This window comes from Micromonospora tulbaghiae, from assembly GCF_900091605.1.
Taxonomy (GTDB): domain Bacteria; phylum Actinomycetota; class Actinomycetes; order Mycobacteriales; family Micromonosporaceae; genus Micromonospora; species Micromonospora tulbaghiae.
The window spans coordinates 109,726-124,943 of sequence record NZ_FMCQ01000007.1 but is presented as its reverse complement, the minus strand read 5'-3'; the positions used below and the strand labels follow the sequence as shown (position 1 = coordinate 124,943).

Sequence of the window (15,218 nt, the reverse complement as noted above, 5' to 3'; positions counted from 1 at the left end):
TGGCGGTGACCGCACTCGCGACTGTCGGCTCTCCGGCGGCCGCTGCCCCGTCCGACTCCGACTACATCACCCAGGGCTTCTCGTTCAGCAGCCGCGAAGAAGCGCGCAAACACCTACCCGAGCTCCGGCGTCGGGTGGCCGAGAACGCCGACAAGCCTCGACAGCAGGCCGAGCAGCAGATCGACACGCCGGAAGACGCGATCCAGCGCGCCAAGGAGGCGACTGACGACTACAGCGTCGAGGGATCGTCGCTGCTGCCGGCGGTCGCGCCGCTCGGCAACGAGGACTGGGCCACGCTGGACGAGTGCCGGGCCGTGCACGACGACGACTTCGACAACAAGTACTTCCACAAGAACAAGTTCTCGTCGTGCTACTCCGACGACTGGACGTTCCCGATCCTCGAGCGGGGTACCGGCGCGCCGATCGCCGACGTGCAGTTCCTGCTGACGTACGTCATCCGCGGCTACAACGGCCAGCGGTACGCCGACGTCCAGGTGCAGCTGACCGACTGGGACGTCGACGTCAAGAACGCCGCCCGCTGGGCCACGATCGCGCCCGGGCTGGCCTATCGGTTGTCGCCGAACTGCGTGTCGCTGGACTCCGGCTCCTCGTGTGGCGAGCCGAGCCCGCCGTACATCCAGGTTCTCTACGGGCAGAGCGTCGCCGAGTCGCTGTTCTACATACCGACCACCACCACCCCGTGGTCCGGCGACACGAATCCGCAGGACAAGAAGGGCTACTACGCATTCGCCCCGGATCTGCTCGGCACGCACCTCAGCGGGATGGTCTCCGACTCGCACAACCCGCTGCCCAAGGACGACATGCGGTGTGACAGCGCGTCCTACGGCAACAGCCTCGGCTCGGGTGGCTGCCTGTTCACCCAGACCCGGTCGCACATCACCCTCAGCTGCAGCCCGTCGCAGGGCATGACCGAGTCGACCTGCTTCATTAAGGACGCCTTCGAGGACATCACCAGGACCTACCCCGGAGCCGTCGGTACGTACGTCCCCGGCGACGAATTCGGCTCGAACGGACCGCTGCACCGCAACTACCACCAGCGGGACTACTGGGGTCACGGCGAGGTGAACAACACGGCCCGGGATCGGGTCCGGACGATGTGCCGGCAGGGGTACGGCGCGAACTACACCTCGCTGCGGACCGACGGCCTGACCAACGACTGTGACGAGTTCCCGTTCCTCAAGACGTACGAGAACGAGGCCTCCCTCTTCCCCGGCCCGGCCCGCGCCGTCGCGGTGCGACCGGTGCTGAGCAGCCACAACCAGGAGGCCGGAAACCGGCTGAACCTCTACTACGCCGGCGACCGGCTCCTCGACGGTGACCCGTTCTACGTCGCGATCGTCGACCGCGGGTACTGCGAGGGCCTGCAGATCCCGCTGCCGCTGCCGGGTGGCGGATTCGGCGGCGGCACCGGCGGGCAAGGCGGTGGCGAGACCGGCGGTGGCAACACCATCCCGACGATCAGCGCGGCGCCGGTGACTCTGGAGGCCAACACCACCGGCGGATACTCCGGCCCGATCCCCGGCGTGACCGCGACCGACGCCGACGGCGACACGGTCACGCTGACCAACAACGCTCCGGCACTGCTGCCGCTGGGCGTGACGACGGTGGCATGGGTCGCCCGCGACCCGTCCGGCAACCGGACCACCGTCGCGCAGCAGGTGACGGTCAGGGACTCCACCCCGCCGACGATCACCTGCCCGGACGACGCCACCTACCGCGTCCTGAACCCGTCGATCGGGACGGCGAGCGCGCGGGACGTGGCCGACCCGAACCCGAGCGTGAACAGCAACCAGCCTGCCCTGTTCCACCTGGGCGAGACCACGGTGAAGTGGACCGCGACCGACGACTCCGGCAACTCCGCCTCCTGTGACCAGAAGGTGCGGATCATCTACGCGCCGCCGGTCGCCGCCGGCAAGGGGCACAGCCTGGCGGTCAACGACGACGACACCGTGTCGGCGTGGGGCGACAACCTGCTCGGCCAGCTCGGCAACGGCAGCATCTTCAGCGAGACCACGGCCGTACCGGTCTCCGGCCTGTCCGGGATCTTGGCGGTATCCTCCGGTGACGCGTCCTCCTACGCGCTGGCCAGGTCCGGAGTCGTCCACTCCTGGGGTGAGAACCTGCTCGGTCAGCTGGGCAACGGCAGCCGGCTCCAGAGCCGGCGGCCGGTCCAGGTCGACGGCCTGACCGGGACCAAGCAGATCGCGGCCGGTAACGACCACGTGCTCGCCCTCAAGTCAGACGGCACCGTGGCCGCATGGGGCTCGAATCTCGCCGGGCAGCTCGGCCGCACCGGAGTCCTCTCCGCGACCAAGCCGGCGGCCGTACCGGGTCTGACCGGCGTGGTGCAGGTCGCCGCGGGCGGCACTCCCGGGCTGGCCGGTCACTCAGTCGCGCTCAAGGGTGACGGCACGGTGTGGACCTGGGGTCACGGCCTGGACGGGCAGCTCGGTTTGGGCGACCACCGCTCCACGGCGACTCCCACGCAGGTGCCGGGCCTGAGCAATGTCGTGCTGATCGCCGCGGACGGTAACAACACGTACGCGCTGAAGTCCGACGGCACGGTCTGGGCCTGGGGCGACGGCAACCACGGGCAGATCGGCAACCCCGACGCAGCGCACAGCCAGACGACGCCCCTCAAGGTGAACATCAGCGGTGTCGTCTCGATCGACGCGGGCAGCACCACCGCGATGGCCGTCAAGGGCGACGGCACGGTGTGGGGCTGGGGCAGCAACGCCTCCGGCCAGCTCGGTGACGACCGCGACTGCGGCCTGCACTGCTCCACGCCGGTGAAGGCGAGCGGTCTGACAGGCGCCGGCTGGATCGCCGGCGGCCTGCTGCACAGTCTCGTGGTGAACACCGACGGGAATGTGCACGGGTACGGCGGCAACCTGCTCGGCCAGCTCGGCAACGGCACCCGGAAGGGGGCAACCACGCCGACGACGGTCAGCGGGGTGACGGCCGTTCACCGCTGAAAGAGATCCACCGCGCTCGGGTCCGGCATTTCGCCGGACCCGAGCGCCTCCCTATTCGTCCGCCGGATGCCCGCGCGGGCGATCGATCCGGTCGCTCCGCGCTTCACCGTAGGCACAGGCGCATAGAAGAACAGCAGCAGGGCCGGCCCCATTCCACAGAACCCGCCTGGGCCTGACTGTTCGCCGCCAGCGTCGTTCCGCCCCGCAGTTCACTCACGCCCTTGCTCAGGGAGACACGTTCGGCCCGTGACCAAACCGGCATCACCAGCATCGCCGCCTTTGATGCCGTCTCCTCCCCGGCGACTTCGACAGTGACGGAGATGCCGACATCACCGCCCGCAACAGCACCACCAAAGAGCTCTACCTCTCCCATGGCAACGGCACCGGACGCTTCAAACCAGCTGCACCACCATCGGATCCAACTGGTCAGCATTTGATCTCATCTTCTGACTGAACGATCGGGTGGAGCGCCGAACCAAGCGGTCCACCCCCGACCGTCCCAGCCCTTCCCCCCAACTACCTCGAAAGCAGCTCGAGCGACGCGACTGCCTCAGCCCCACCGGCAGCCTGGCCTCAGTCACGTCGACGCTGACATCCCACGTGATCACGACCTGCCAGGAGCCGTAACACGACGGCACGTCCCGCCACGGCGCACCGGCTGAAGTGACCACCTGCGACCGGACACTGTGTCCGGCCATTAGAGGTTACTTCATGCCGAACTCCGACCCACCGCACCGCGCACACGCGGCATGAAAGACCCGAGCGATCGAATTGCCGCCCGCCCGGAACTCACTCAGGTACGCGTCGAGGTCGGACGATGCCGTCTCCGGCCGCCGCTGCCCCGACCTGTCGATCGCCATCCGGGCACCATAGCCGCCTTCGTGTTCGGTGGAGTCTTGTCGATGGCCGGTGCGGAAATACGGCGCAACCGATCTTGGGGGGCTTCATGGGGACCTGGAACAGCGGACCGTTCGACAACGAAAACGACACGGAGCCCGGGGCGGTCCCGCCTGTACTGCACCTGCGAGACTCGTTACGGGGCGCAACGGATCTGGAAGGGGCGGCGGATGGCTGAAGACGAGCCGACGCCGGTCCACCTGACGAAGGTGCTCGACGGTCTCGCCGAGAACCCGGCGCTGCCGACCGGGCTGGTCCGCCGGCTGGTGCGCTACCGGCGCGGTTTCGGCCACGTGGCCAAGCGCGCCGATCTGACCCCGGACATGATCGAGGAGGTCCTCGCCTCGGGTCATGACTGGCTGCTGCGCTCGCTCGCGCTCAACCGCCAGTTGCCGAACGCCGTCCGGATGCGGCTGGCTGCCCACGCCGATCCCGCCGTCCGGGCTGCCCTGGTTGTCGGCGCCCGTGGCGCGCCCCGCGAGTGGTACGAGCGACTCATCGACGATCCGGACAGGCTGGTACGGGGACACCTCGCCGAACGCGACGACGTACCGGCCGATCTGCTCGCCCGGCTCGCCACGGACCCTGACCCGCCGGTCCGGGCCACCCTCGCACGGTGGTGGACGCAGGCCCCCGGACCGGTCCGGCGGCTCCTGCTCACCGACTCCGTCGACGAGGTTCGTGCGGCTGCCTGCTCGACCTACTACGCCCGGCTACCGCATCCGGTACCGCCGCCCGACCTCGTGGCGGGACTGCTCGCCGATCCGGTCACCCGCGCCGGAGCCGTACGCCACGCAGACCTGACCCCGGAACTGGCCAAAAAGCTCGCCGGTGACCCCGACCACCATGTTCGCCGGCAGGTCGCCGAACACCCACAGCTTCCCTCAGGAGTACGGGACCTGCTCGCCGAGGATCCCAGCGCGAACGTCCGCGTGGGTGTCTTCAGCCGCCGGGACACACCCGAGCCGGTACGCCACCGGATCTATACGCAGATCCAGCAGAGCGACCGCCCGCTGGCCGACCTGCTCGACGACGAACTCGACGACACTGCGCTGTTGCAGCTGGTCGAAGACCACATGGCCGTCGCCGAGCTGCAGCACCTTCGGCTGGACTGGGTCACCGCAGACCCACTGCCGCACCTGTCCTCGCCATACATCTGCTTCCGGCGCTCCGCTGCACGCGGCCGAACACTGCCGGCCGACGCGGTGATCCGGTTGCTCAACGACGACGACAGGGGCGTACGCACCAGCATGGCCACGCACGCCCCGCACCTGGTGGACCCAGCCACAGCCGAACGCATCGACCGTGAGTTCGGGCCGGACAACAAGACGCGCTGGCGTCCGGCCGACGTGTTCACCTTCCCGCCGCAGACCCTACGCCGCTTCGCCACCGACCCGGACCCGCGCATGCGATGCCTAGCACCCCGAGATCCGGATCTGCCCGTCGAGTTGGCCGGACGTCTGGCCACCGACCCGGACAGCACGGTTCGCCATGAAGTCGCCGGCCACCCGAACCTACCGGTCCACGTGCGTCGCGTCTTGCTCGCGGATTCGAGCGAATGGGTGGCGCACGCGGCGGCTGCTGCGGCGACGCTCCCCGTGGCCGAGATGGAGCGACTACTCACCCTCGCCGGCGTCTGACCGCAAAGACCACCAACACGAGGGGACTTGAACCCACGACAGCCTCTTGTCGAGTCCCCTCAGGACTTGTCATTGGTTGTCAAGACCCCTTGTAACGGAAAGTAGCCGGAGTGTGCTTGTCATTACTTGCCTGAGATGGTCGTTGAGCTGCAAGTACGCCGCCAAGGCCTCACCGGCTCTTGTCACTCTTCGTCAACATTCGGCCTGGGTTTTCGGGGGGTAAACGGGGGGCCAACGTTGAACGTCCGCCACGTCTGGCCGTCTATACATCGGTCCTGCCGCCATCTTCACCCGGACAGGGCAACGACGTGTTCACCGCCGTACTGCAAGCGGAGATCAACGGCCACCTGGCAGGGTCGCGAATTCGGCTGGTGCGAGTTCTACGAGGAAAGGCTGCTGCTGTTACTGACTGTGGTTGCTGATCTTGCCTGGCCGCGCCAGCAGGCAGGGCGGGGTACGCCAGCCTCAACCATGCCAGCGGACATAGGGGACTGCCCCGGGTTCGGTTGACTCGCGGGTTTGAGTGGTTCAGGCCGCGTGTACGGGCTGGTTGATTGTCTCAAACTCGATCGGGGTGAGCCGTCCGAGGCGTTGTTGCCGTCGCCGGCGGTGGTAGGTCCGCTCGATCCAGGTCACCATCGCCAGGCGCAACTCGTGGCGGGTGGTCCAGCGTTGCCGGTCCAGGACGTTGCGTTGCAGCATGGCGAAGAACGACTCCATCGCGGCGTTGTCGCCGCAGGCGCCGACTCGGCCCATCGAGCCGACCAATCCGTTGCGGTGCAACGCTTTCACGAATTTCCTGGACCGGAATTGACTGCCCTGTCCGAGTGGACCACGGTGTCGGCCGGGTGCCGGAGCCGGACCGCGTTCGACAGCGCCGCGACGGCCAGGGAGGCTTTCATGCGGGTGTCGATGGAGTAGCCGACGATCCGACCGGAGTACACGTCCTTGATCGCGCACAGGTAGAGCTTGCCCTCGGCGGTGGGGTGTTCGGTGATGTCGGTCAGCCATAGCCGGTTCGGGGCGTCGGCGGTGAAGCGGCGTTGCACCAGGTCGTCGTGCACCCGGGGGTCCGGCCCGCCTGGTCAGGCCCTTGCGTTTGGCGAACACCGACCAGATGCGCTGCTGTGAGCACAACCGGGCGACCCGGTTCGGGCCGGCGATGATGCCGTGGGCGGGTAGTTCGTCGGCGATGAACCGGTAGCCGAACGCCGGATCATCATGGTGGATGTCGAGGGCGGCGTTGATCAGATACGCGTCGTCGAGGTCCCGCCGGGTGACCGGGTTGTTCTTCCACGCGTAGTAGGCCTGCTTGCTGAACCCCAACACCCGGCAGGTCACCGCGACGGGGATCCCGTCCGCGGCCAGGTCACCGACCAGCGGGTACGTCATTTTGGGGAGATCTCCTTGGCGAAGTACGCCGCGGCCCGCCGCAGGATCTCGTTCTCCTGCTCCAAGATCTTGTTGCGTCTGCGCAGCTCCCGCAGCTCCGCCGACTCGGAACTCGTAGTTCCAGGGCGGACGCCGTCCTCGACGTCAGCGAGCTTCAGCCAGCGGTGCAAACAAGCCTCGGAGATCCCGAAGTCCTTCGCGATCTGGGCGATCGGGGCTTCGCCCTTACGGGCGACCGCGACGACGTCGCGGCGGAACTCCAGGGGGAACGCTTTCGGCATGACAGACATCCTTCCAGCGAGGAACAGATCCTCACAGGTCAGGAGTCAACCGAACCGGGTGCAGTCCCCCCATCATCCGGTAGGCGTCGAAGACACCGTAGACACTGCGCACCCTGGCGAGCAGGTGAGCCAGGTGTTTCGGGTCGGCGATCTCGAAGCTGAACCGGCTCACCGCCACCCGGTCGTGGGTGGTGGTGACGGTGGCGGAGAGGATGTTGACCCGCTCTTCGGAGAGCACCCGGGTTACGTCCGCGAGCAGCTTGTGCCGGTCGAGCGCTTCCACCTGGATCGCCACCAGGAACGCCGAGGCGGAGGTCAGCTTCCAGCTCACCTCGACCACCCGCTCGCCCTGGGCACGCAGGTCCTCCGCGTTGGCACAGTCGTCGCGGTGCACGCTCACCCCGCCGGAACGAGTCAGGAAACCAAAGACCGAGTCCGGCGGGACCGGCGTGCAGCAGCGGGCCAGCTTGATCCACACGTCGCTGACGCGGTGGACCACCACGCCCGGGTCGGCGCTGCTCTGCCGGCTGCGCGGCGGCCAGGTGGCCACGGCGATGTCCTCCGCCGCGCCCTCCTCGCCGCCGTAGGACGCCATCAGCTTCTGCACCACCGACTGCGCGGAGACCTGGCTGTCGCCGACCGCCGCGTACAGCGAGGCCACGTCGGCCAGGTGCAGGTCCCGGGCGATCGCCATCAGCGCGTCCGAGGTGAGCATCCGCTGCAACGGCATGCCCTGCTTGCGCATCGCCTTGACGATCGCGTCCTTGCCGGCCTCGATCGCCTCCTCGCGCCGCTCCTTGTTGAAGTACTGCCGGATTTTCGTCCGCGCCCGAGGGCTCTTCACGAAGCCGAGCCAGTCCTGCGTCGGGCCGGCGGTGTCGGACTTCGAGGTGTAAATCGCGACCACGTCACCGTTGGACAGCGTCGACTCCAACGGCACCGGCTTGCCGTTGACCAGCGCCCCGATGCACTTGTGCCCCACATCGGTGTGCATCGCGTACGCGAAGTCCACCGGCGTGGACCCGGTCGGCAGCGGGATGACGTCACCCTTGGGCGTGAAGACGTACACCTCCTGGCTGGACGGGTCGAAGCGCAGCGCGTCGAGGAACTCGCTCGGGTGCGTCGCCTCGCGCTGCCAGTCCGACAGCTGCCGCAGCCAGGTCATCTCGTCGATGTGCGCCGGCGGGCCCACCAGCGGCGTGCCCTTGTGCTCCTTGCACTTCCAGTGCGCCGCGGTGCCGAACTCCGCCGCACGGTGCATCGCGTACGTGCGGATCTGCATCTCCACCGGCTTGCCGGTGGGCCCGATGACAGTCGTGTGCAACGACTGGTACATGTTGAACTTGGGCATCGCGATGTAGTCCTTGAACCGGCCCGGCACCGGCTGCCAGTTGGCGTGGATGACCCCCAGCGCCGCATAGCAGTCCCGCACCGTGTCGACCAGGATCCGCACACCCACCAGGTCGTAGATGTCGTTGAAGTCCCGCCCCCGCACGATCATCTTCTGGTAGATCGAGTAGAGGTGCTTCGGCCGCCCGGTCGTCTCCGCCTTGATCTTGGCGGCCTTCAGGTCGGTGGACACCTTCTGGGTCACCTGGCGCAGCAGCGCCTCCCGCTGCGGCTGGTGCTCCCCGATCAGCCGGTTGATCTCCTCGAACCGCTTCGGGAACAACGTCCCAAACGCCAGATCCTCCAACTCCCATCGCATCGTATTCATGCCGACGCGGTGCGCAAGCGGCGTCCAAAGTTGGAGAGTCTGCCTAGCAACTCGTTCCTGCTCGCTTCGAACCTCGTAAGTAAGCGTACGAAGGTTATGGAGGCGCCGCGCGAGCTTGATCACCAAGATACGTGGATCTCCTGCGATAATTCCGACCACCTTCCGGACGGTGGCGTAACCGTCGTCAACGGAAGGGAGCCGGTCGAGCTTCCGAACTCCATCGACGAGACTCGCCACCTCGCCGCCGAACTCCTCACGGAGTTGAGCAACATCGTAGCCGCTGCCGTCTGTCGTGCCGCTGAGTAGCGCACCGACAAGCGTTCCGGTGTCCATGCCCATGTTCGCCAGGATGGTTGCAACCGCCAGCGGATGGGTGATGTACGGGTCGCCAGACTTTCGATACTGACCGGAATGCCACCAGGCTGCGGCATCGAAGGCCTGCTGCAAGACACGCACATCTGCTCGGGGATAGTGCTGGCGGTGGCAGGCAACAAGGGGCTCGAGAACTACACTGACCGTGGGCGCGATGTTTAGGACCCTACCTAAACCGAGCCTATTGACGACCCGCCTAACAGGCGATCTCGTTCCTGGAGTCACTCGCAGAGTGTGGACTGCCAGTTGACGTTCTGCGCCCTTCAGGGATTCATCGAGGGCAAGCCTGCGCAGTAAGGTGGCACCCCGGCCGTCCCCTGTGGCATGCAGAGCCGACGCTGCTGCTCGCCGTTCGGCAGCGTCAAGTCGCCGATCAGTTGCAAGGTCGACGAGAAGCTGCCGCCCCAAGGTGTTTCCGGATCGCGCGAGGGCGTCGGCGGCCCACACTCGCTGCCGCTGTTCGGATCCCGGATCTTGGGGGCTGGGCTTGCGTGGCGGACGGTGGCGAGCTATTGCCGACAGGATAGCCGCAGCATCGACACCCTCGAGCTGGAGAAGCTGCCGCATAATCCACTCGTCACCACCGATGGCCTTCCCATCGCCGTCGTCCATCGACCGGTTATTGCCGTCTCCCGCCATGGATGCCATAGTTCGCAGGAGCGGATTTCGCAGCACAGGGTCTTGCCGTTCATCGATAACGATTTCTGCTGCAAGATTTAGTCCTGCCTGACGATCGAGCCGAAGGCAAGTTACGATGGCAAGATGGCGACTGTTTGTCGAAGTTCGAGTGTCGCGGGCGGCGGCGGACAACGTGCGGACCGCAGCAGCGACGGTTTCGGGGGAGACGTAGCAGGCGTCATCGATAACCGCAGCCACAAACAAGGCTCCGCTCAAGCCACCAGTGGAGGCGAGGGAGTGCAGAGCCCTTGCCATCGCCTGCGACTCTTCCCAAGCAGCGACGAGAAACCGGGCAAGGGACTGCCGCCATGCAACGGGAGCCAGCATCTTGCCGCCGGCCGACCTGTTGAATAGATCCCAAAAGACCGCGTCAGCACGGGTGGCATCACCAGGGATAAACTGAGCAGCCAGATACTCCTGAACGGTCTGATGCAGGAACATGAAATCGTCGCCCCAAGCGAGCAGAACCCCACTGCCCCGAAGGTAGTCTACGATCAAGCTTCGCCAAGCCGCCTCCGGGACACTTGCACCGCGTAGGTCACGGGTCCAGTCGTCAAGCTTGTCAACTGCCAAGGTGGTGTCACCGTCTAGCCGGTCAGCGGCTAGACGGCCAATAAGTTTCTCACCTTCGGCGATGAGCCTTTCTCCTGCTTGCTCGGCGTCCGCACCAAAGCGGCTTAGTGCGTGGCGCAGCTGCTGGCGAACACCGCCTTCGGCGTCGCTGTGCTGACGTTCACGCAGCAGTTCAACAAATTCTTGGAAGATCCGCGATCGGCCTGGCGGAAGGCGACGGTCAGGGCTGGCGATGAAAAGCTGGCATAGAATGGTGGCCATGAGCGGATTTCGCCCCAACTCGTCCAAGCCAAGATGCGTGAGCTCCTTGATGAACTCCGCTGCGGTATTGCCGGGTTCAGCGACGTTCAACTGGGTGAACCAGCCCTGGACAAGTTGGCGTCGCTGTTCGTCGTCAAAGGCAAGTAACTCGTACTGAAAAGGTTCCCATTCCGGTCCTGCAATGCCTTCTACTGCTCCGGGACGGGTAGCCAGAATGAATCGGTGGACGCACCCGGCGCCACTGCGGTGGCCCTCGATCATCCTAAATACTCGTTGCCGCTTGTGCGTGTCCATAATCTCGTCAAGGCCGTCAACCAAGACCAGCCAGCGTGCACCGAAGAAAGGCGGCTGCTCAAAGAACTCGGCAGACCAAACGCTGGCGACCAGCAAGTTTAGTTCAGCCCGCACGCTTCGGGCGATCGCTTCACCTAGGCGACCGGTGGCGAGTATGTCTGCCGCCTGCACACGGACAGGAACATTGACGCTTTCACCGTCCCGCCAACGATCTACAATATCTGTTATGGCGACCTGAAATAGGCTCGATTTGCCTGCGCCAGCACCGCCGACAAGTATGGCATCCTGTTCACCATTGAACACGATGTCCGCCGGATGCGCTTGCGTCAATTCAACTTCAGAATCTCCCGCATCTCGGCGCCGAGCAGCTTGTCGAACATAAACAGTGGACAGTGGGGGAGTTGCGGCTCCAGATAGTAAATTATACGGATGGGCGGCGGCTGCCCGGGATGCGAGCGCTAGATAGGCACGGACTTGGCGTCCAGGATATACCCATTCACCTGCACCTATCTGTTCATCGGTGAGCGAATCGAGCCAGCGGCGGTGAATAGTTGGCGCCGTTGATAGCGCAACTTGTGCCGGTTCGCATCGACCTACGATCTCGTCGATGGGCAACATGTGCGCACTGCCCGTCTTGGCCGAGGTGCAGATCATGCCACAGACTGCACCCGTGCGCTGGTTGACGACAGGGCTTCCGCTGAAACCCTCAGGCAACCACGTCCCGCGCCCCCGCAGTAGTCGCAACGAGTCGACCTCGCTGCGCCGCGACTGACCCTCGTAGTCGAGAGTGGCCGATTGACCTGCACGGAACATGCCAGCTGGGTGACCGTAGGTCCATAGTGAATCTCCCAGTGCGACTACGTGACTCGCGAGCACCGGCGGAAGGTCAGTTGGAATGGACGTCTCGCGCACCTGTAGCAACGCCAGGTCCAACCCAGCAGGCGTGCGGAAGCAGCGGTCGGCCGATACTTCAAGAACGAGCTCAACCTCAGCGTCTACTGCTCTTGCACTGACGATCTCAGGAAGCGGCTGACCCTGCTCGGCAACCACGTGGGCACATGTCGCTACCAAACCCGGTGCGATTACGAAACCGGTCCCTAGGACTGGCCGCGCCCCCTTTGTCGCAGGAACTTCGACGGCCACCACGGCTGCCCGGAGGCAGTCCTCCCAGCCATACTTAACATGGCTGCTCATACCTGGTTCTGTCCCACTCAAGGCCGACCTTGATGCCAGACTTCGTCGATCCCTTCCCTAGCACCGCTACTAACTTGCCGGACTCAACCGCGAACTCGCAGGAGAACTCGACAGCCAGTCGGCTGACGTCGGCCTGCTTAAGGCGATCGCCGACTTTTGTCGCAAAAGCCGTCAATGCTGCAAGCGCCTGATCAAGATCAAGCGGTCGGGACGCTACGTCAACCTCATCGCTACCTTGGTGTGCGTCTAGGACTGCGCCAGTCAGATAGATCAAGTGTCCGTCGACATGCAGCGGCACCACAGACGAAACCTCGATACTTCCGGCTGCCTCGTTCACGCTGCACTCCTCGCCAGTCGTAATGCAACACGCGCGAAGAGTAGCGGAGCCGCGCAAGGCGCACGACCCCAGAGTCACCACCGTCCAGCAAAGACCGCAGCGGTGAGGTTTCCCCGGTAGCTCGGAGGCTTTCGATCATGCTCTGATGGAGCTGAAGGGAGTCATCCGTGGCAGCACCGAAGAAGTACCCCGATGAGCTGCGTGTACGTGCGGTGCGTTTGTATCGGGAGTCGCACCCGAAGCCCGTGATCGGCCAGCTGGCCCGCCAGCTTGGGGTGCATCACGAGGCGTTGCGGAACTGGATCCGCCAGGACGAGGCCGACCGGGGTCAGCGTGACGACCGGCCGACGACCTCCGAGTTGGAGGAGTTGCGGCGGCTACGGCGGGAGAACGCGGAGCTGAAGCGGGCCAACGAGATCTTGAAGGCCGCGTCGGCTTTTTCGCCTCGGAACTCGACCCGACCCGGCGACGGTCGTGACGCTCGTCGACGAGCTGAACCGCCCCGGATCTTGTAGAGACTTTGGGGTGCGCAGGCGGTAGCTCAAGTCTGGTACTGGGTTCCGCCAGCTTGTTGATGGTGTTTGGTGCAAGATGCATGGCTTGGGAATCACGAAGACCGCTGCCCCCTGCTGTCTCGCCGCTTGCCGGCGAGCCGATCAAGCGTGCCGATGCCGAACGGCTCGCGGGAGTGTTGAAGGCCGTCGCCGATCCGGCTCGGCTGCGACTGCGACTGCGACTGCGACTGCGACTGCGACTGCTCAGTTTGATTCAGGCCGCTCCTGAGGGCGAGGCGTCCGTCAGTGACCTCACCGCGCCGCTCGGCCTCTCCCAGCCGACCGTCAGTCATCACCTTCGGATCCTCACGGAGGCTGGGTTGCTCGAGCGGGAGAAGCGTGGGGTCTGGGCCTATTACCGCCTGGTGCCGTCCGCGATCGCGGCGCTCGCCGAGCTGTTGACGCCGCCCCGCAAGCGAGCGAGCGACCAGGGTGACTCGCTAAGCGTCACGGGTTAAGGCGGGGGCGCCTGTCTGCAGGCGATAGCGTTCGCTTTGGCGATGGCCATTTGGCTGCGGGAAGATCCGGTTTCCCTCGCTTCGACATACTCGCCGCTCGGCTCATGCGGCCTGTGTGCTGACCACTTGGCCTGCACAGTGCTGCAGGCACGCACCGCTCCGTCACAGGAGTTGCGGCGGCATCCCACCGCCGACCCGCGCTGGTGGGCTATGGGAGCGCGTATTACCGTCCGTACCGCCACTGGGCTTCTTCAAGGAAGTCAGCATGCCGGGCTTGCTCCCACTCGCGCATGCTCGGGTATCGGTCTCGGCAGTACCGACGCTGTAGGTGATTGACGAACTGGGTCCGTTCGTCGTCGTTCGCCAGCCGCAGTCCACGGTCGTCGTTGCCCGCTTGCAACCTGACACCACCGTCGGGCTCAACAGTCAGGGTGATCTCGTCGTCACGCGGATCAGGCGCACGAGCCGCCAGGTACGCGAAGTAGATGTAGCGGTAGTCGAACTCGTCGTGGCGGTCGTGCACCCAGTCGAGCCATTGGTCCACCTGCGCCACGGACCACGGTTCCATACGCCCCTCCCTTAGATCCCCGCCGGGCTACGCCCTCTCACCCCATAGATCCAACGCTATCGACCGGCAGCCACTCAGCCGTCCGGATGGGGTCGTCATATGGCTCGCTCCACCGCCGTTGTCGTCGCAGCTGCCAGTGTCGGCGTGGAGGCGGCAAGCCCGGGGGTTGAGCTTGCCGCCCGATGACAGCGTCACTGGCATCCGGTGATCAGCTTCCTCGCTTCGGAAGCCCGCACGTGCTTTCAGTCGTAGCCCGCCCGGCGGCGACGTGTGGGGCTGTGAGCGCGCGGACTCCTTGGGGCGTCAGGAGCTGCAGGTGTTCAGCATGCTCTGCAGGGCGGACTTCTCGGACGACTGCAGGCTCAGCCCCCAGTTGTACTTCACGGTGATCCACATCTTGCTGTAGGTGCACCGGTAGGACGACAGCGGTGGCTGCCACGTGGAGGGGTCCTGGTCGCCCTTGGCCTGGTTGACGTTGTCGGTTACGGCGATCAGCTGCGGGCGGGTCAGGTCGTTGGCGAAGCTCTGCCGCCGGCTAGTCGTCCAGCCGCTGGCGCCCGAGCGCCACGCCTCGGCGAGGGGCACGACGTGATCGATGTCGACGTCGGAGGCGGCGGTCCAGGTTGCGCCGTCGTACGGGCTGTACCAGCGGCCGGAGGTCGCCGCGCAGCTGCTGTCGGTGACCACGGACGTGCCGTCGCGCTTGAGGACCGTCTCGCGGGTGTTGCAGGCCCCGCTGATGGTGATCCAGTGCGGGAACAGATCCCGGGAGTACCCGCTCGTCGACCCCTCGCTCTTCACCGTCAAAGCGTTGAGCTGCGACTGGGCGCTCGCCTTGGACGGAATACCGGGCGGTGTCGCCGAAGCCACCGAGGCGTCGACGGCGACCAGGCCAGCGCTGGCGACCACCGCCACCGCTGCTCCGGCTATGGCACGCCGCGCCAACGCAGATGTGGCGAGTCGTCGGGTGAGTCGCATGAGGGCCTCCTCGGGCATCCGTCGTGGA

9 protein-coding genes and 2 pseudogenes are annotated in these 15,218 nt (G+C 65.7%); 5 read left to right on the top strand and 6 right to left on the bottom strand.

The genetic code is table 11. The features are described from left to right. The first annotated feature begins 5 nt into the window (after nucleotides 1-5). The 3 genes from GA0070562_RS20725 to GA0070562_RS20720 all read left to right on the top strand — a co-directional run bounded on the left by GA0070562_RS20725 (nucleotide 6) and on the right by GA0070562_RS20720 (nucleotide 5,533). Nucleotides 6-2,996, top strand: coding sequence for an RCC1 domain-containing protein (locus GA0070562_RS20725; protein WP_167435545.1), 2,991 nt, complete (start codon nucleotides 6-8; stop codon nucleotides 2,994-2,996). Nucleotides 2,997-3,324: 328 nt separating this feature from the next. Beyond that, entirely contained in the window at nucleotides 3,325-3,450 is a 126-nt protein-coding gene (locus GA0070562_RS31065) for a hypothetical protein (protein ID WP_363606759.1), read from the top strand. Nucleotides 3,451-3,745: 295 nt separating this feature from the next. After that, nucleotides 3,746-5,533, top strand: a complete 1,788-nt coding sequence (locus GA0070562_RS20720) for a hypothetical protein (protein ID WP_254663839.1) — start codon at nucleotides 3,746-3,748, stop codon at nucleotides 5,531-5,533. Between the two features lie 528 nt (nucleotides 5,534-6,061). Here GA0070562_RS20720 and GA0070562_RS20715 read toward each other — a convergent pair. The 4 genes and pseudogenes from GA0070562_RS20715 to GA0070562_RS30015 form a co-directional block, all read right to left on the bottom strand. Next, a pseudogene (locus GA0070562_RS20715) lies at nucleotides 6,062-7,206 on the bottom strand (IS3 family transposase). Nucleotides 7,207-7,237: 31 nt separating this feature from the next. Then, the gene (locus GA0070562_RS30740) at nucleotides 7,238-9,703 is read right to left on the bottom strand and encodes a RelA/SpoT family protein (protein WP_393353921.1); all 2,466 of its coding nucleotides are present in this window, start codon (nucleotides 9,701-9,703) and stop codon (nucleotides 7,238-7,240) included. A gap of 2,061 nt (nucleotides 9,704-11,764) precedes the next feature. Continuing rightward, nucleotides 11,765-12,295 (bottom strand): annotated as a pseudogene (locus tag GA0070562_RS31060) (S1 family peptidase); the annotation flags it as partial. Further along, on the bottom strand, nucleotides 12,279-12,632 hold the full coding sequence (locus tag GA0070562_RS30015; protein ID WP_139135477.1) for a CU044_2847 family protein: 354 nt from the start codon (nucleotides 12,630-12,632) through the stop codon (nucleotides 12,279-12,281). The pseudogene GA0070562_RS31060 and the gene GA0070562_RS30015, both read right to left, overlap by 17 nt. 167 nt (nucleotides 12,633-12,799) lie before the next feature. On the opposite strand from GA0070562_RS30015, the gene GA0070562_RS20705 reads away from it, so the two are divergent. Together GA0070562_RS20705 and GA0070562_RS20700 are read left to right on the top strand one after the other, a co-directional pair. After that, a complete protein-coding gene (locus GA0070562_RS20705; protein ID WP_091424858.1) occupies nucleotides 12,800-13,147 on the top strand; it encodes a transposase in 348 nt (115 codons plus the stop codon). Nucleotides 13,148-13,227: 80 nt separating this feature from the next. After that, on the top strand, nucleotides 13,228-13,644 hold the full coding sequence (locus GA0070562_RS20700) for an ArsR/SmtB family transcription factor (protein ID WP_091424855.1): 417 nt from the start codon (nucleotides 13,228-13,230) through the stop codon (nucleotides 13,642-13,644). 223 nt (nucleotides 13,645-13,867) lie between these two features. On the opposite strand, the gene GA0070562_RS20695 is transcribed toward GA0070562_RS20700, so the two are convergent. Both GA0070562_RS20695 and GA0070562_RS20690 read right to left on the bottom strand, forming a co-directional pair. Further along, a complete protein-coding gene (locus tag GA0070562_RS20695; protein WP_091424852.1) occupies nucleotides 13,868-14,212 on the bottom strand; it encodes a hypothetical protein in 345 nt (114 codons plus the stop codon). A gap of 303 nt (nucleotides 14,213-14,515) precedes the next feature. Beyond that, nucleotides 14,516-15,190, bottom strand: a complete 675-nt coding sequence (locus GA0070562_RS20690; protein WP_091425283.1) for an HNH endonuclease family protein — start codon at nucleotides 15,188-15,190, stop codon at nucleotides 14,516-14,518. Between the last annotated feature and the right edge of the window lie 28 nt (nucleotides 15,191-15,218).

Bases quoted from the DNA above. Each gene is read 5' to 3' on its own strand.
- GA0070562_RS20720 (WP_254663839.1), top strand. From the start codon at position 3,746: ATGAAAGACCCGAGCGATCGAATTGCCGCCCGCCCGGAACTCACTCAG.
- GA0070562_RS20700 (WP_091424855.1), top strand. From the start codon at position 13,228: ATGGCTTGGGAATCACGAAGACCGCTGCCCCCTGCTGTCTCGCCGCTT.
- GA0070562_RS20695 (WP_091424852.1), bottom strand. From the start codon at position 14,212: ATGGAACCGTGGTCCGTGGCGCAGGTGGACCAATGGCTCGACTGGGTG.
- GA0070562_RS20690 (WP_091425283.1), bottom strand. From the start codon at position 15,190: ATGCGACTCACCCGACGACTCGCCACATCTGCGTTGGCGCGGCGTGCC.